Below are 17742 nucleotides of genomic sequence, written 5' to 3'. Positions count from 1 at the left end.
CTAAATTTAGCCAGCTCCATTTGGCACAAACAGATAAATTTACAAATTAGATTATTAAATTTGCTTTTAGGATTAAATTTCACTTGCTAGCCCCTTTGGCTGGCACCAAAGGGATTTTGCTAGCAAATTTGGATTATAGTTTTGCTTTTCTTTTGCGCTCTGTTGGGTCTAAATAGCGCTTACGAACGCGGATATTTATAGGTGTAACCTCGACTAGCTCGTCATCCTCGATCCACTCTAGCGCGCGCTCAAGGCTTAGCTTTCTAGGCGGCACAAGCTTGATCGCATCGTCACTGCCGCTGGCACGCACGTTTGTTAGGTTTTTGCCCTTGATAGGATTTACATCAAGGTCGTTTGGACGACTGTGCTCACCGATGATCATACCCACATAGACTTTTGCTTGCGGATCAAGAAATAGCACGCCACGATCTTGCAAGTTAAATAGCGAATAAGCAAGCGTTACGCCGTTTTCCATAGAAACTAGCGCGCCATTTGTTCTGTGCTCGACGGTGCCGCTTAGTGGTCTAAACTCCAAAAAGCTGTGGTTCATAACGCCCTCGCCTTTTGTATCAGTCAAGAACTGGCTTCTAAAGCCGATAAGACCACGCGCTGGGATCTCAAATTCGATCCTTGTTTGTCCGTCGCCTGTTGGGTTCATAGAGACCATTTCGGCTTTTCTTTTGCCTAGTTTTTCGATGACTGTGCCTGTCGTATCATCAGGCGCGTCGATGACTAAAAGCTCGTATGGCTCGCATTTTACGCCGTTTATCTCTTTTACGATGACCTCAGGTCTGCCAAGTAAAAACTCATAGCCCTCACGGCGCATATTTTCAGCCAAAATGGTGATCTGAAGCTCACCACGGCCGCTTACTTTAAATTTGCCCTCGCCGATGTTTTCATACTTCATCGCGATATTTGTCTTCATCTCGTTTGCAAGGCGCTCATCGATCTTGTTTGATGTGACGTGTTTGCCCTCAGTGCCTGCTAGTGGGCCGTCATTTACAGAAAATACAACACTAAGGGTTGGCTCTTCGATATGGAGCGGATCAAGCGGATGTGGGTTATTTGGATCAACGACGCTATCGCCAACGTCAAGCGCGTCAAAGCCAGCGATCGCTACGATATCGCCAGTGCCAGCCTCGTTTATATCGATCCTGTCAAGTCCCATAAAACCGATAAGTTTTGAAATTCTACCAGTTGTCTTTGTGCCATCAGCTTTTGCAAGCATGACGTTTTGGTTTTTAGCTATCTTGCCGTTAAAAATCCTCGCGATGCCGATCTTACCGACGTAGTTGTCATAATCAAGCGTGAAAACTTGAAGCTGAAGTGGGTTCTCGTCGCTGCCGCTTGGAGCTGGTACGTGAGCTAAGATAGTCTCGAAAAGTGGCTGCATATCTTTGTTTTCATCGCTTAGTTTTAGCTTTGCGTAGCCATTTTTTGCAGCTGCATAAACGACTGGAAATTCTAACTGCTCGTCATTTGCATCAAGTGCGACAAAAAGGTCAAAAATTTCATTTATAACGCGGTCTGGATCGCCTGCAGGTTTATCTATCTTATTTACGACGACGATTGGGCGAAGTCCAAGTGAGAGCGCCTTTTTGACGACAAATTTAGTTTGTGGCATAACGCCTTCTTGCGCATCGACAAGTAGTAAAACACCATCAACCATCTTAAGAACACGCTCTACCTCGCCACCAAAGTCGGCGTGGCCTGGGGTGTCGATGATGTTGATCTTTGTATCTTTGTAGCGAATGGCGGTGTTTTTAGAAAGGATCGTGATGCCACGCTCTCTTTCGATGTCGTTGCTATCCATTACACGCTCGCCAAGGTTTTGATGCTCGTTAAATGTTCCTGACTGCTTCAAAAGCTCATCAACCATTGTTGTCTTACCGTGGTCGACGTGCGCGATAACGGCTATATTTCGTATCTTTTCCAAATGTTTCTCCGTTTATTAGTTTGATATTTTTCGCTTTATCAGTTTTAAAATAGGGGCAGATTATATCCAAATTTTTATAAATTTTAAGCTGATATCAAGAAATTAATTTTTGGAATAGATTTTGCATGTAAGCGTTAAGTTTTTAAATTTAAAGGGATTAAATGCAAGCTTACACAGCGAAAAACAACGTAGATTTGCTAGCTCCTGCGGCTACTAAAAAGCCTGCGGCTGCGAAGAAGTCTCAAAACAACGGCGAGTTTTTGTCGATGGTTTTGGATGCGGCTGCGAGCAAGGCAAATAGCGGTCAAAAGATCACCGAAAAGGATGTCAAAGAGATAGTAAAAACTGTTGATATCCAAAAAGAGACGATAGAGAAGGCGCAAAACGAAAGCGTAGCAAAAATTTCAGCCGCACTTGAAGAAAATTTGGACGAAGATACAAAAAATGAGCTCTATGAAAATGCAAATTTCATGCAGCTTTTGCAAGTTTTAGAAATTCTAAATGGCAATGAAAAAGTAAGCAAATTTCCAAATTTCAGCGACAAAATAGCAAATTTCTTAAGTGTGCCCCAAAACGTCGAAGAGCTTAGCAACGTTAAAAGCGTTAGCGATCTTATCGATCTTGCTAAGAAATTTGACCTTGGCCTTGAAAATATAGAAATTTCAAATGAAGACGTGCCAAAACTAAACGAGATGTTTAAAAATTTGGGCAAGCAGGAATTTTTCACGCCGATAAAGACTGAGGATAAGCCTTTTTACCTAAAAGAGCTAAAAAACGAAGTCGAGCAAACCATCATCAAAAGCGAGCCAAAAGAGGTCGTAAAGCTTGATACTTTGTTAAAAGAGGTGGTGGCAAATCCAGTCAGCGAAGTTAAAAATTTAGTCAAAGAAGAGCCTAAAAAACTAGATGATAGTGAAGTAAAGCTTGATGATGAGCTAGTGGATGTTGAGCCAGAGGAGCAGCCAAAAGAGCCAAAAGTAAAGGTAAATTTACACGAGCAAAAGGCGCAAAAAGCCCCAACTCTTGAGTCACTACTCTTTCCAGAAAGAGAGCAGATGAGCGAGGCTGAGCCAAGCGAGGAGACCTTTAGCAGTGATAATAAATCAGAGCTAAATCAAATGGTAAAAGATATCGCAAATAGCGCTAAACACCAGCTTCAGACAAAGGCTGAGATAAAAGAGACGCTTAGTAATTTCTCTTCTACGCTAAAAGAGCAGGTGCAAAACTACAAAGCGCCGATCACTCGCTTTAACATCACGCTTAACCCGCTAAATTTAGGCGAGGTTGAGATCACGATGGTTAATCGCGGCAATAATTTGCATGTAAATTTTAACTCTACAACGGCTACGATGAACCTCTTTTTACAAAACCAAGCTGAGTTTAAAAACAGCCTTGTAAATATGGGATTTACCGAGCTTGAGATGAATTTCTCAGACCAAAACCAAAGACAAGAAAAAAGAGAACAAGCAAAGAACAAATATGGCTCAAATCAAAGCGACGAGAGCGAAAACGCTCAAGCGGAACAAAGCTTGCTTGAGCTAGTAATACCAAGATATATTTAGGAGAGATTATGGCTTCAGTTTCAGATATAACTACACAAACAACGCAGCAAAAAAACGCCGAGAAAAAGGCAAAAGCAAGACAAGACGCTGCAGCTAGCACAGGAACTAATCCAAATGGACAGCTAGACAAAGATGCATTTATGAAGCTACTTTTGACTGAGCTTCAGTACCAAGACCCAACAAGCCCTATGGATACTGAAAAGATGCTAACGCAAACTAGCCAACTAGCATCAGTCGAGATGCAAGAAAACACGAACAAAGCGATGAAAGAGCTAGTAAGTCAGCTAAAATCAAACGCAAATGCCTACGCTATCTCAGCCCTTGGCAAGATGGTCTCAACTGGCTCAAATGCAGTCACACTAACAGATGAGAAAAAAGATGCAAATTTTGCGCTTTACTTTAAGACAGATCTTGCAAATGGCAAAATCGAGGTCAAAAATGCAAATGGTCAAGTCGTAAGAACAACTGATCTAAATGAGACAAATGCAGGCGTTCATAACCTAGCTTGGGACGGCAAAGACGCGTCTGGCAACCAAGTGCCAAATGGCTCATACACCATTTCAGCGACTTACACTGGCAAAGATGGCAAAGAGTATAAAACACAAGTAGGCAACTACCCAGTCGAGGCGGTGAAATTTGTAGATGGCAAGGCTATGATGAAGGTAGCTGGCGAATACGTTTCAATGGATAAAGTATCTGAATATTACGAGGGCTAAAAGCCATGATGAGAGGTTTTTACAACGGGGTTAGCGGCATCAAGACGCAAAGCTTTGGCATGGATGTTTGGTCAAACAACATCTCAAACATAAACAATGTCGGTTTCAAAGCTTCAATCCCTGAGTTTAAAAATTTAATAAACCAAAACCTAGTCTCAGCAGGAAGCGGCCCAACTAGTGATCAAGTGGGACTTGGAGCTACTAAGCAAACGACTGCACTTGACATGTCAAATGGTAGCTTTCAAAACACTGATAACAACTTTGACCTTGCCATAGGCGGAGATGGCTTCTTTGGCGTTGTCGATAAAACAGGCAAAAACTACTACACAAGAACAGGCACTTTTGACATAGATGCGGCTGGAAATTTAGTAGATACTAGGGGAAATTTACTCCTTGGCACGCTTGCAAATTTCACTCCAACCACGCCAAGTGCGAGCGCTCTTAAAAAATATGGTCAAACATCAAGCGCCCCACAAGCTTACACAGTCTCGCAAGAAGAGCTAAATCTGGGCGATCCTGGCTCACAAAAGGGCATAACGTTGCCTCATTTTTTATTTATGCCAGCTGAGGCTACTACAAATATCAGCTTAAAAGGCAACCTAAACTCAAGCCGCATAACAGATAAAAAAACGACAGCCCTTGAGGCTAGCGAATACGCCTACACGCTTGATAATACAAACAAGACGATCTCACTAAACGGACAGATCCCGCTAAGCACCACATCACTCGGCGCAAAAGCTGGTGACAGCGTGGTCGTAAAAGTAAAAGACGGAGATGGTAAATTTAGCGAGTTTTCAACCACACTTGAGAGTGACGGCACTTGGCAGATAAACGACAAGAGCCTTAAATTTATGGATTTTGCAAATTTAGAGGTAAATGCTGAAGTCACCTCGCTCGTTGAAGTGCCAAACAAAGAGAAACTAACCTCTGATATCTACAATGCAGACGGCACAAAGAGCCTAGTCACCATAAATTTAACCAAGCAGATCCCACAAACTGGCAACCAGACCATCTGGGACGCAGTGGCAACGATAACTGACGCTAGCGGAGCCGTGCAAAATACTGCAATGGGCTCGCTTACATTTAATGGCAGCGGCAGGCTTGTCGCAAATACGCTAACAAGCGTTGGCAGTGTAAATTTAAACTTCGAAGGCGATGGCGACGCGGACGTTTATAACGGCATGACAAGCTCAGCAAACGCCAGAAAAGACTTTAACATAAAAAGAGATGGCTACGCTGAGGGGCTACTTTCAAAATATAGCGTCGATGATCGTGGCAACATCATGGCAAATTTCGACAACACTCGAGCATTCCCCGTGGCAAAAGTGGCGCTTTATCACTTTATAAATGACCAAGGCGTGGCAAAGGTTGGCGACAATCTCTATGAAGCCACAGCCAACTCTGGCGAGCCATTTTTTTACAAAAACAAAGCTGGCGAGACTGTTTATGGGGCGCAAATTTTAGCAAACAAGCTTGAGATGAGTAACGTCGATCTTGGTCAAGCACTAAGCGAGGTGATCGTCACGCAAAAGGCCTACGAAGCGAGTGCAAAAAGCATCACGACAAGTGATGAGATGATACAAACTGCTATCCAGATGAAGAAATAATCCTTAAAGTAAATTTGGGCGAGCAATCGCCCTATTTTTATAACTTTAAATTTACTTTAGACCTTTCAAGTCCCCTAAAATACTTACTTTTCTCTAAATATAGCAATATAATTTTAAGCGTGATGGTTATAAAATTCATTTAATTTCTTTTTTTAAGGATTGTCAAATGAAAATGCTATTTTTAGCCCCAGTGCTAGTATGTAGTCTTGCCTTTGGTGCTGATGTGATCGCAAAAGATGCGAACATAACACTTGATGGCAAGATGATCGGTAAGATCGAGGTTTTAACGCCAGTTGAAGTCGTTGAAAAAGGCGATAAAACGAGCAAGATCAAGGTTAGTGGTGTAGCGTCGGCAAACTACTTGGCTCAGCTTCAAAGAAGTGTAGAAGATCCTGAAGTTTTTGTAGCTTTTGATGACGAGAGCGAGGCAAATTTCAAAAAAGTAAAAGATCTTGAAGATGACTACGGCGAGGTTTGGTACCAAGTTGATGGGCTTTATGAAGTGCCAAATGACGCGCTTGGTGGCAACCAAAAAGAGCTTTATGCAAAGGCTAAGAAAATTTACGAAGAGACCTGCTCAGCATGTCACAGACTGCACGAACCAAACAGCTTCACAGCCGCTCAGTGGCCAGCAAATTTAGCTGGCATGGTCGATGCGAAATTTGTTGCACTTGATGAAACTGATCTAAATTTAGTGCTTAAATACCTACAACACAATGCCAAAAAAGTAAAATAAATTTTCATAAGGGAGAAAATATGAAAAGACGAGATTTTATAAAATTTTCTGCACTTGCTGCCACAGCAGCGCAGGCAAACAAGATAGAGGGCGTGACAAAGACCATCTTTGATCAAAGCAAGACCTTTGGCGCAAATAGATTTGGCCTATTTTGGGCAAATACCAACTCAAACCAAATCGTCTCAGTAGGTCCATTTGAGGGCGATAAATTTCCAAATACCATGAACAACAGCTTGCCAGACCTCATCCAAAACGAGAGCCGCGTGCTCTATCCATACGTGAGAAAGAGCTATCTAAAAGCAAAAGGCGCAGCAAAGAGCGAGCTTCGTGGCAAAGAGGAATTTGTGCGCGTTAGCTGGGATACTGCCCTTGATCTAGCAGCAAAAGCCTTAAAAGAAAATTTTGATAAGTATGGCCCTGAGAGCATCTACGGCGAGTGCTACTGGTGGGGCGGTAGCGGCAAGATCAGCTGGGGTAGGACTGTTGGTCACAGGATGCTAAAAGTGCTTGGCGGATATGTAGAAGAGAGCGGCGACTACTCAACGGGTGCTGGCCTTGTTATCATGCTTCACGTCCTAGGCAACAGCGCCGTTTATGATGCTCCGACAAAGTGGGAGGCTATCGCTAAAAACGCTAAAAATGTTGTATTTTGGGGCACTGACCCACTTGTAACTGATCAAATTTCATGGCAGCCACCAACACATGATGGCTATCTTGGCATCAAAAAGATAAAAGAGGCAGGCATAAAAACTTATAGCGTTTGCGTCTTTAAAAACGACACCACAAGATACCTTGACTCTGAAGCTATCATCGTTCGTCCAAATACCGACGTAGCAATGATGCTTGGCATGTGCCACTATCTATATGAAAACAAGCTTTATGACGAAGAATTTATCAAAAAATACACAGTTGGCTTTAATAAATTTAAAGACTACCTACTTGGCACAACCGACAAAGTGGTCAAAGATATCAACTGGGCGAGCAAAATTTGTGGCGTAAAAGCCGAAGATATCGCTAAATTTGCAACAGCGCTTGCGAAAGAGCCAAGCGTCATCATCGCAGGCAGGTCACTTCAAAGACAAGATCACGGCGAGATGGGCTTTTGGGGCATCGTAACACTTAGTGCGATGCTAGGTCAGATTGGCAAAGAGGGTCTTGGGTTTGAGTTTAACCTCTACCACTCAAATGGCGCTACAGACAAGATCGCTCCGTCACTAAAAGGCATCAGCACCAGCATCAGCGAGAAATACGACAACGTAGATGGCGCTCCTTGGAAGAAATTTAAAAACGTCACCATCCCATCTTCAAGATCGATCGAGGCTTTGCAAAACCCTGGCAAAGAGATAGACTATGACGGCTCAAAGATCAAGCTACCACACATGAGAGTGGCTTACATGGCGTCTGGATCGATGTTTACAAGACATCAGGATGTAAATAACGCCGTAAAAGCGTGGCGTAAATTTGACACCGTAATAACCGCTGAGCCATTTTGGACAAGCACAGCAAAACTAAGCGACATCGTCTTGCCAGTAGCCCTCGAAGTCGAGAGAAATGACATCAACCAAAGCGTGCCTACTAACGAGTACATCGTAGCTTACAAGCCTGTCGTAGAGCCTATGGGCGAGAGCAGGAGTGATTACTGGATCTGCTCACAAATCTGCAAACGCTGGGGCAGAGAAGAGGTCTTTACAGAGGGCAAAGATGAGCTTGGCTGGGCGAAAGAATTTTACGCAGACGCAGCCGAGCAAGCTAAGGGCATAAATGTCAAGATGCCAAGCTTTGATGAGTTTTGGAAAGAGGGATATGTTAGATTTGAGCAAGATGACGAAGCGAGCAGATACTACACAAGGCTTAGTGCTTTTAGAGAAAATCCTCACAAAAACCGCCTAGGCACGCCATCTGGCAAGATAGAGCTCTACTCTCCAACTATCGCTAAATTTGGCTACAAAGACTTTGCGCCGCACGCTGCTTGGATCGAGCCATTTGAGTGGCTTGGTAGCGAAAAAGCCAAAAAGTATCCATTTAGCGTCACAACCCCACACTCAAGATACCGCCTCCACTCACAGCTAAATAACTCAATAATCAGAAACTACGCTGAAGTATGCGCGCGCGAGCCAATGCTAATAAACGTAAATGACGCCAAAGCAAAAGGCATCGCAACTGGCGACGTGGTGAGAGTATTTAACGACAGGGGCGAAATTTTGGTTGGCGCGCTAGTCACCGACATCATACCAGAGCACGTCATCGCCATCTGCGAGGGTGCGTGGTACGACCCTGAAGTGCTAGGCGAGAAGAGCCTTTGTAAGCATGGCTGCATAAACGTCCTAACTCGCGACAAAGGTACATCTAGCATCGCTCAAAGCAACTGCGGACACACAATCCTTGCAAATTTGGAAAAATATAAAGGCGAGATCAAGCCGATCACTGCATTTTCTAAACCAAAAATTACGCAATCTTTGTAGAATTTATATAAATTTAGCCCTCGCTTGGGGGCTAAATTTGACGTATATGTGCTGCTTTAAATCTGCAAATAGCTAAAGTTTCAACCACAATAAATTTCTAGCTTCTAAAAACAAAAATATTTAAACAAGCTACTTGCTGAGCAAATTTCTCGGGCAGTTCAAATTTAGTTATCACTTTGGCTAATAAATTTGGTAGCAAGAATTTAAATCCAAGCCCGAAGCGACTTAAATTTGATCGTAAATTTCTAGATTATTTGATTTTGTAGTTAAATTTGGTGGGAAAATATCAGCACAACTACCACCACAAAAGAAATATACTTTTCTAATAGCTTAAATTTATTGCTTCTATTACAAATTTCATCTCTTTTACTCTTTAAGTATCTCGGTTTTCTAAATTTAAGCCACAATTTTTTGTGTTTTGAAGCTCTAAAGTTAAATTTACCAACAGCGCCTCGCCTACAACCAATATCGCAGCGTTGCCAAATATACACGAGATTATTGCTTGCAAATGGTTCAAAATTTAATTGTTAATTTGAAATTTTGAGTCTATAAATTTGATACGGATCATTTAATAAATGGATATTTTTACCGAATTCACAAAATAAATTTGATAAATTCAAATGAAAATCGAGTTTCTGAAGTTTTAAAGATGGAGTTTAAAAAAGATGGTGCGGATGAGAGGACTTGAACCTCCACGCCGTGGGGCACCAGATCCTAAGTCTGGCGTGTCTGCCAATTTCACCACATCCGCACAACAATAATAAGTGGTACGCCCATCAGGATTCGAACCTGAGGCCTACGGCTTAGAAGGCCGTTGCTCTATCCAGCTGAGCTATGAGCGCATAAAGTTTTAAGTGGCGCGCCCGATAGGAGTCGAACCCATAACCTACAGATCCGAAGTCTGTCGCTCTATCCAATTGAGCTACGAGCGCCCAAAATGGGGTGAGTGATGGGAATCGAACCCACGACCCTCAGGACCACAATCTGATGCTCTAACCGACTGAGCTACACTCACCATTTAACATGGTCGGGGTGAAAGGATTCGAACCTTCGGCCCTCTGGTCCCAAACCAGATGCGCTAACCAGACTGCGCTACACCCCGCCTGAGTCGTGTTTGTAAGTTTATGCCACTACCTCATTAAAAAGTCGCATTGTATCTAAAAATGTTATTGTTGTCAAGAAAAAATTAGTTTTGGACTTTATTTTTATAAAGTTTCAAGAATTAAGTGTAAATTTCAGACTTTAAAGCTTTTTGAAAAATATCTAGCTAAAAAACGATGCGAACAGCGCTAAAGCTGATATGAGCTGGCAATGCTCCTTGTGCTGGCTTTATCATGGTCTGGCTAAAGCGCTTAAATTCTGGAGCTTCCCAAAGCTTTTTACATAGGCCTTGCTCGCTGATATCTACTCCTAAGTAGCTTTGGTCTGCAGCAAAGAATTTTAATGAAATGCACCTTTCGTTTTTGGCAAAAAAGCCAAGATCACCAGAGCTATCTACAACCCCAGCATTTGTCATCTCTTTAAATTTAACTTTATTGTTTGTAGTATCAATAGCTAGCTTACCTTCTGATATATAGTAGGCATTTATGTCTTGAATGGCGACTGCTATCTCTGACATGACTTTTGTAAGCTTAGCGTCCTCTCTTGTGGCATTTATCTTAGAGATGATAACAGCGGCCAGTATTCCCATAATGGCTATTACAAAAATTGGCTCGATCATTGTAAAAGCTTTTTTCACCACTTCATCCTTGAAATTTGAAGTTGGGAGATTATAGCTAGATTTTTTATAAATGAAAAATAAATTTTTAAGTGAAATTTAAAGAGAGATGGCAAGGAATTTCCTTGCCAAGAAGTTTGAGTTTGAAAAATTAGAAAGCTACGCTAAGACCGCTAACTGGATACTCACCTGCCGCACTTTCTTTCTCAACGCCAGAAGCATTTACAAATTTAAATTTACTAGTTTTTATTTTTGTAACAGCACTACTGCTTAGTACCTTAGGGCAAAGACCAGCGGCACTATCCGCTCCATCCTCGACTTTTATAACAGCAGGTTTTCCTTTGGTATCACCAGCGTCTGTTACAGGCCCAGCTAAAGTAAATTTTATACATTTTTTACTAGCAACTGTCATCTGACCAATTTTTTTATTAGTTCCATCAACTTCTAATGGTACGTTTGTCATTGTGCTGATATCATCAGCAAATTTACCTTGCGAAGTATAATATGTACCGATATCACTTAGTAAAGTTGATATGTTTGTAGCAGTTTTAGCTATCTCTGCATCATCCCTTGTTGCAGCTAGTTTTGGTATAGCGACTGTGGCTAATATGCCTAAAATCACGATCACGAAGATCAACTCGATCATTGTAAAACCTTTTTTCATGGTTCCTCCTTGAAATTTGTGTAATTTTTCGCGGATTATACAACATTTTTTTCAAAAGACAAATAAAAACTAAATTTTTTACAATTTAGCCGATTTGGTAGTTATGAAAAAGAATTCCGCTATAATGACGCTCAAGAATATGGAGATTTTATGAAAAAAGTTTTATTTTGGATGGTAGTATCTTTTTGTATTTTGAGCGCAAATTCATCATTTGAGCCAGTGCTTTCATCAAAATATGACGAAAAACAAGCCTACATCGGCAAAAAGCTCTTTTTTGACAAAAGGCTAAGCACCACTGAAAACTACTCATGCGAAACTTGCCACAACTTATACTGGAATTTAAGTGGTACAAACTCATCTTACACCAGCCAAAAAGGCGTTATAAACCCACCTAGCGTGCTAAATTCGGCTTTAAATTTTCTATTTTTTACTGATGGCAGGGTAAGAAGCTTAAAAGATCAGGTAAAAGAGTCGATAAATTCTAGAAATGAGCTAAATTCAAACAAAGATGAGATAGTAAAAAAGATAAAAAGCATAGGCGAGTATGGGATTTTATTTAATGATGCATATAGTGATGGCATAAACTATGAAAATATAGTAGGTGCTTTGGCAGAATTTGAAAAGGCTATTTTAAGCATAGATTCGCCATTTGATGAGTATCTAGCTGGCAATGACGACTCCATAAACGCTGAGGCAAAAAAGGGCTTTGAGCTCTTTAATAAAGTAGGCTGTGTGGCTTGCCACAATGGTAGAAATTTAGGTGGAAATTTGATGCAAAATGTGGGCTTAAAAGATGCAAGTGAGAGCAGACGCCTCATGCGAGTGCCTTCGCTTAGAAATGTAGCAAGAACGGCTCCATATCTAAGCAGTGGCGAAATGAGTGATCTAAAAGAAGTCATAGGCTTTGTGAGCTATCATCAACTAATCCATACACTAAATAGCGAAGAGATAGGGCAAATTTATAAATTTTTGCTAACGCTAAATGGACGCAGACCTAGGATACTAAATGAATAAAAGACAAGCAAATATCATCTTAATCGTCCTAGCAATCATCTTTTGCTTTAGCTCAACCTATATCTACATGGCAAATAAAGCAGTTACTGCTGTTAGTAAATTTAACGATACGATCTTAAGTCTTATCTTACTAGATAATGAGCTAAGCTTCACCCTAGAAAACAACGTACTTCGCTTAAACTACGACGATGTAAATAAAAATTTAAGGAGTTTTGATCAAAATTTAACCAAGCTTGATGAGCTAAACGCGATCATACAGGTCTTTTACCAAGAGAAAAATGCCAAAACTTTAAAGGTCATAAACGACGACTTTTTAAAAAAACAAAGGCTTGTAGATAGGTCAAACTACGCTAGCTCGTCAATGGCTGCTTATATCTTATCAGGTGAGTTTGAAATAGCATCAGAGAAGAAGCTAGATGCGCTTAATGTGATATTTCACGCGATAAAAAGCTCAGCCCTAATCAGCCCTGAAACGCTAAATCAAACAAAAGAGCAGATAGAAAAATATAAAGATACTTACAAAAACGACACAAAAGCGATCTTGGTGCTAAATAAGGCAACTTACGCACTTGAATTTGCAAAAAACCTAAGTGCCGTAGCTCAAGACTCTGTTGATCTAAAACTTGGAGAAACACTAAGAAAATTTAGAGATGATACCCTAGCCTCTTACAAAATAATGATACGAAATATAGTAATAATGCAAGTGCTTTGTTTTATCAGCTTTGTGCTATTTTGCGCTTTAACTTTTTATCAAGCAAGGGTACTAGCTAAGCAGCAAAAACAGATAAAACTTCTAAAAACGACAGTGGATGCTGGACACAGCTCTATAGTCTTTTGTGACAATAACAATAAAATTTTATATGTAAATAAAACCTTTGAGGCAAAAACTGGTTATAAACTAAAAGACGTTATCGGAAAAAGCCCTAAAATTTTAAAATCAAATATGCACCCAGAGAGCTTTTACGCTGAGATAAGAAATGCCATAAATAAGCATACTTCTTGGGAAAGCGACGAGCTGATAAGCAGAACAAAAAGTGGCAAACTGCTCTATGAAAAGGTGCGTTTTGCGCCATTTTTCTTTGAGGGCAAGCTAGAGGGCTACATGGCTATAAAGCTTGATAGGACAAAAGAACTTAGCATGCTTAAAGAGCTAACTCAAAAAAATGAGCAGATAAAAATTCAATCCTCAATCGACAAGCTAACTGGCTTTGGAAACTATTTTGCTCTGACTGAGATGATAGAGGCGAAAAAAGATGGAATTGTGATCAGCATAAGCATCAAAAACTACAAGATGCTAAGATTTTTCTACCAGACAAAGGTTATTGACGCTATGTTAAAAGCGGTGGCAAATACACTAAAACTCTGTGTTGATACCTACTCTATAAATGCTGAACTATTTAGATTTCAAGATGATGCGTTTTACATCTGGTATCAAGGCGATGACATCGTTAGAGATATCGGCTTTATAAAAGAGTATTTTAACTTTAGCAGGATGAACATCGAGATAGATGGTAAATTTGAAAACCTACCTGGTATCAAGATAACTCTTGGCGTATCCTTATCAAATGACACACCGCAAACAAACCGTCTAATGCAGTCAATCCTAGCTAATCAACAAGCAAGCGATAGCGGCAACGAGATCTACTACTACCTAGAAAACGACGCGATCGAGATGAGATACTATAAAAACCAACTCATAACCGAACTCATCGAGTACGCTCTAGAAAACGACAAGGTGATAGTCGAGTGTCAGGGAATTTTTAACGTGCATGAAAATGAAACAGAGGCAAAATACTACGAAGTTTTGGTGCGCATAGTCGATCAAAATGGCAAGATCCGCTACCCAGGCGAGTTTTTAGAGATCGCGATGAAAACACAACTTTACCTTCAGATAACAAAAAAGGTGATCGCTCTAGCCTTTGATCTAGTGAAAAAATATCCAGACTATACATTTTCTATCAACCTCTCAAGCTCGGATCTAACTGATCCTGGTGTTAGAGAAATTTTAGATGAAAAGCTAGAGAGCTGTCCAGATCCTAGTAGAGTTTGCTTTGAGATGCTAGAGAGCGAAGAGCTTAGCGACTACGGCATGGCAAATGAATTTATAAAAAGAGCTAAAAAATATGGATGTAAAATCTCAATCGACGACTTTGGCTCTGGCTACTCTAACTACTACCGAATTTTAGAGCTTGATATAGATAACATCAAGATAGATGGCTCGATCATCAAAAAGCTACCAACCGATGAAAACGCAAGGGTTTTGGTTGAGACTATCGTGAGCTTTGCTAGAAGACAAGGCTATAAGATAGTGGCTGAGTTTGTGAGCAACGAAGAAATTTTAGAATATATAAAGAAATTTGGAATTTCATACGCGCAGGGATTTTTACTAGGCAAGCCACATCAGATGTAAATTTAAGCAGTTAATTTAGAGCCTATAAAAAACTAAATTTAACTGCTTTTTGCTTTTATACTCGTGCGAAACCTCTTTTTTAAATTTTGCTAGACGTGAAATTTGATCTCTTTTTACAAAACGAAAATTTAGGAATTTGTTTTTAGAAATCTTGAAATTTGGATTAACTAGATTTTAAAGCTTATGTGGATAAGATTTTGTCTTTTAGAAGTGGTGACCCATACGAGACTCGAACTCGTGTTACCGCCGTGAAAGGGCGATGTCCTAACCGCTAGACGAATGGGCCACGGTCGGTTATGAAGTTGGGATTATATTACTTTTTAACTTAAATTTACATAAAAGGACAAATCGTTGAAGAAATTTTCACTTGTTTTATTATCTGCTCTCATTTTTTCAGGCTGTGTTGCGACTAAAACACCGCAAAGCTCACAAGCTTTTCAGGTCACTTTATTTTCTCCGATGATAAAGATAAATGATGTTGGATTTTTTCACACTTATAAAAATGATCTAAATTTACAAATTTATAGCTCTGGCGTAAATACCGCAAATATCAATATAAAGGACAAAATTTGCGTAAATAGCGCTTGTTTTAAAAAGACAGAATTTAACGAGAAATTTTTTCTAGCGCCACATTATGAGAGCCTTTTTGAAGAGATTTTGCAAAGGCAAAAAATTTATGACGGCAAAGATCTAAGCGCCACAGAGTGCGGCTTTAGACAAGATCTAAGTTCTTATTTTATAAAATACGAAGTTTGCGATAACTACGTCAAATTTATCGACAGCAAAAATAAAATAAAAGTGATAATAAAAGAGTTAAAATGAGATACATAGGGGCTCACGTAAGTGCGGCTGGAGGCGTATCTAACGCACCTATAAATGCTGCAAAAATAGGAGCAAATGCCTTTGCGCTTTTTACAAAAAACCAGCGTCAGTGGAGCGCAAAAGAGCTAAGTGGTAGCGAGATAGAGCAGTTTAAAGCAAATTTAAAAGCCTCTGGCATAAGCGCTGATCACGTCTTGCCACACGCAAGCTACCTCATAAATTTAGGCCATCCAGAAAAAGAGGCAAGGACAAAATCCCTTGAAGCCTTTGTCGATGAGATAGAGCGAGCTAGCAAGCTTGGACTAAAGCTTTTAAATTTTCACCCAGGCTCACACCTAAAGCAGATAAGCCAAAATGAGTGCCTAGATAACATCACTAGATGCATAAACGAAGCGCTAAAACGAACAAGCGGCGTAAAGCTTGTCATCGAAAACACAGCCGCACAAGGCTCAAATTTAGGCTTTGACTTTGCGCAGCTGGCGTATTTGATCGAGCGTGTGGATGATGAGAGCAGAGTTGGCGTTTGCATCGATACTTGCCACGCATTTGCCGCTGGGTACGATCTAAGAAGCAAAGAAGCTTACGCTAAGACGATGGGCGAATTTGACGCGATAATCGGCTATAAATTTCTATCTGGCATGCATTTAAATGACGCTAAATTTGGGCTTGGCTCAAAAAAAGATAGGCACGAGAGCCTTGGCAAGGGCGAGCTTGGGCTTGGCGCTTTTGAAAATATAATAAATGATGATAAAATAGGCGAAATTCCCTTGATTTTAGAGACGATTGACGAGAGTATTTGGGAAGATGAGATCAAAATTTTAAGAAACCTAGAAAAGGAAAAGCTATGAAAAGAGTGCTTTTAAGCATTGTTGCGACGTGTTCTTTATTAAATGCTGGGGGCTACAAGGTCCCTGAGCAAAGTGCTGACTCTTTAGGGCTTGCTGCTAGCAACGTAGCCTTTAGTTTTGGGGCTGATGCGGCTTATTTTAACCCTGCAAATATGATGTTTTTAGACGGGCTTCACCATTTTGAAAGCACGCTTGGTTGGTTTCATATAAATTCCATCGACTTTAAAAGCGATGATGGCAAGAGCTACAGCTCAGAGAAATTTGACTCACTAGCTGGCACATTTAGCTTTGTAACGCCAGAAATTTATGAAAACTGGAGATTTGGACTAGCCCTTGCCGTGCCTGCTGCTGTTGGCATCTCGTGGGAGGATCCAGAGACTGCTTTTACTGGCAAGAGGTTCAAACTACAAGTTGTCGAGCTAAATCCAACCGTAGCTTACCGCATAAATGACAAACTTGCCATTGCTCTGGGCGCTAGAGGCGTTTATAGCAAGGGCAAGATAGCAAGTGACTTTGGACGTTTTGGCTACAGAGAGATACAAGGCGATGGGATAAACTACGGCTACAACGTCGCTCTTACATATAGACCAATTGATGAGCTAAGCTTTGCAGTGACTTACCGCTCGAAGGTAAATTTGGAGCTTAAAGGTAGCGCTGACGCTGATTTTAACGTGCCGCTAGCAGATATAAGCTATCATGGCAAAACAAGAGTTGAGATCCCTTTGCCTGCTCAGCTAGTGCTTGCGACTGGATATAAATTTAGTGATTTTACCCTTTTGCTTGCTTTCGAGAGGACTTACTGGTCTAAATTTAAAGATTATGACTTTGAATATGATGATAAGACGGCTATTCATTCACACCACCCTGCTTTTAAAATGTTTATGGACGATCCAGTCGTTAAAAATGCAAAAGATACAAACACATATAGGATAGGCCTTGCTTACGACGTAAATGAAAAACTTAGGCTAATGGCTGGCTTTTCATACGATGAGGATATAACTAGTGGCGAGCACACTGGCCTAGAGCTTCCAAACACCACCTCTCAGGCATATTCATTTGGAGCAAACTATAAATTTACACCAAATTTAGAGCTAGGACTAGGCTATCTCTATCAGCACCGAGACAAAAAGCGTGCGACAGGTATAAAAAATGGTACTGGCAACGGCACTGGCTCAATGTCTGGCGAATTTGACGCAAGTAGCGTTCAAATAGCTGCGATGACATTTAAATACTCTTTCTAGGGCTAAA

The 17742-nt window shown here is 40.8% G+C and carries 12 protein-coding genes, 6 tRNA genes and 1 pseudogene; 10 read left to right on the top strand and 9 right to left on the bottom strand.

What is annotated here, in order from left to right; all coding sequences use genetic code 11:
* Positions 1-133: 133 nt before the first annotated feature.
* The gene (gene typA, locus F3G91_RS07300; RefSeq protein WP_004317297.1) at positions 134-1936 is read right to left on the bottom strand and encodes a translational GTPase TypA; all 1803 of its coding nucleotides are present in this window, start codon (positions 1934-1936) and stop codon (positions 134-136) included.
* 1250 nt (positions 1937-3186) lie between these two features.
* On the opposite strand from typA, the pseudogene fliK reads away from it, so the two are divergent.
* The 5 genes and pseudogenes from fliK to F3G91_RS07275 all read left to right on the top strand — a co-directional run.
* Positions 3187-3498 (top strand): annotated as a pseudogene (fliK, locus tag F3G91_RS10805) (flagellar hook-length control protein FliK); the annotation flags it as partial.
* Between the two features lie 8 nt (positions 3499-3506).
* Positions 3507-4214: a flagellar basal body rod modification protein gene (locus tag F3G91_RS07290; protein WP_103610313.1), complete on the top strand. Its 708-nt coding sequence runs from the start codon at positions 3507-3509 to the stop codon at positions 4212-4214.
* Between the two features lie 5 nt (positions 4215-4219).
* The gene (locus F3G91_RS07285; protein ID WP_149701139.1) at positions 4220-5821 is read left to right on the top strand and encodes a flagellar hook-basal body complex protein; all 1602 of its coding nucleotides are present in this window, start codon (positions 4220-4222) and stop codon (positions 5819-5821) included.
* 166 nt (positions 5822-5987) lie between these two features.
* The gene (locus F3G91_RS07280; protein WP_103639819.1) at positions 5988-6557 is read left to right on the top strand and encodes a hypothetical protein; all 570 of its coding nucleotides are present in this window, start codon (positions 5988-5990) and stop codon (positions 6555-6557) included.
* 20 nt (positions 6558-6577) lie between these two features.
* Complete coding sequence (locus tag F3G91_RS07275; protein WP_149701138.1) at positions 6578-9019, top strand: molybdopterin-dependent oxidoreductase; 2442 nt, start codon at positions 6578-6580, stop codon at positions 9017-9019.
* A gap of 666 nt (positions 9020-9685) precedes the next feature.
* Here the strand turns inward: F3G91_RS07275 and F3G91_RS07270 are convergent.
* From F3G91_RS07270 to F3G91_RS07240, 7 genes are all read right to left on the bottom strand, one after another.
* A tRNA-Leu gene (locus tag F3G91_RS07270) sits at positions 9686-9770 on the bottom strand.
* 14 nt (positions 9771-9784) lie between these two features.
* Positions 9785-9861 (bottom strand) — tRNA-Arg (locus tag F3G91_RS07265).
* 13 nt (positions 9862-9874) lie between these two features.
* Positions 9875-9951, bottom strand: a tRNA-Arg gene (locus F3G91_RS07260).
* Between the two features lie 6 nt (positions 9952-9957).
* Positions 9958-10034: transfer RNA gene (locus F3G91_RS07255), tRNA-His, on the bottom strand.
* Positions 10035-10043: 9 nt separating this feature from the next.
* Positions 10044-10121: transfer RNA gene (locus F3G91_RS07250), tRNA-Pro, on the bottom strand.
* Positions 10122-10286: 165 nt separating this feature from the next.
* Positions 10287-10757, bottom strand: coding sequence for a type II secretion system protein (locus F3G91_RS07245; RefSeq protein ID WP_149701137.1), 471 nt, complete (start codon positions 10755-10757; stop codon positions 10287-10289).
* 130 nt (positions 10758-10887) lie between these two features.
* Complete coding sequence (locus tag F3G91_RS07240) at positions 10888-11400, bottom strand: type II secretion system protein (RefSeq protein ID WP_107855957.1); 513 nt, start codon at positions 11398-11400, stop codon at positions 10888-10890.
* 150 nt (positions 11401-11550) lie between these two features.
* On the opposite strand from F3G91_RS07240, the gene F3G91_RS07235 reads away from it, so the two are divergent.
* Both F3G91_RS07235 and F3G91_RS07230 read left to right on the top strand, forming a co-directional pair.
* On the top strand, positions 11551-12414 hold the full coding sequence (locus F3G91_RS07235) for a cytochrome-c peroxidase (protein WP_149701136.1): 864 nt from the start codon (positions 11551-11553) through the stop codon (positions 12412-12414).
* Positions 12407-14824, top strand: coding sequence for a bifunctional diguanylate cyclase/phosphodiesterase (locus tag F3G91_RS07230; RefSeq protein WP_149701135.1), 2418 nt, complete (start codon positions 12407-12409; stop codon positions 14822-14824). The genes F3G91_RS07235 and F3G91_RS07230 overlap by 8 nt, the downstream gene beginning before the upstream one ends.
* Positions 14825-15035: 211 nt before the next feature.
* Here the strand turns inward: F3G91_RS07230 and F3G91_RS07225 are convergent.
* Positions 15036-15110 (bottom strand) — tRNA-Glu (locus F3G91_RS07225).
* A 65-nt stretch (positions 15111-15175) separates the two neighbouring features.
* Between F3G91_RS07225 and F3G91_RS07220 the strand changes: the two genes are divergently transcribed.
* From F3G91_RS07220 to F3G91_RS07210, 3 genes are read left to right on the top strand one after another with little or no spacing between them, the layout of a single operon-like run.
* Positions 15176-15646, top strand: coding sequence for a hypothetical protein (locus F3G91_RS07220; protein WP_149701134.1), 471 nt, complete (start codon positions 15176-15178; stop codon positions 15644-15646).
* Positions 15643-16494 carry a deoxyribonuclease IV gene (nfo, locus tag F3G91_RS07215; protein ID WP_149701133.1) on the top strand — a complete coding sequence of 284 codons (852 nt, stop codon included), beginning with the start codon at positions 15643-15645 and terminating at the stop codon, positions 16492-16494. Before F3G91_RS07220 ends, nfo begins: the two co-directional genes overlap by 4 nt.
* A complete protein-coding gene (locus tag F3G91_RS07210; protein WP_149701132.1) occupies positions 16491-17735 on the top strand; it encodes an OmpP1/FadL family transporter in 1245 nt (414 codons plus the stop codon). The genes nfo and F3G91_RS07210 overlap by 4 nt, the downstream gene beginning before the upstream one ends.
* The last annotated feature ends 7 nt before the right edge of the window (positions 17736-17742 follow it).

It is taken from the genome of Campylobacter concisus (assembly GCF_902460715.1).
Classification (GTDB): domain Bacteria; phylum Campylobacterota; class Campylobacteria; order Campylobacterales; family Campylobacteraceae; genus Campylobacter_A; species Campylobacter_A concisus_AK.
This window is presented reverse-complemented; position numbering and strand designations above follow the sequence as displayed.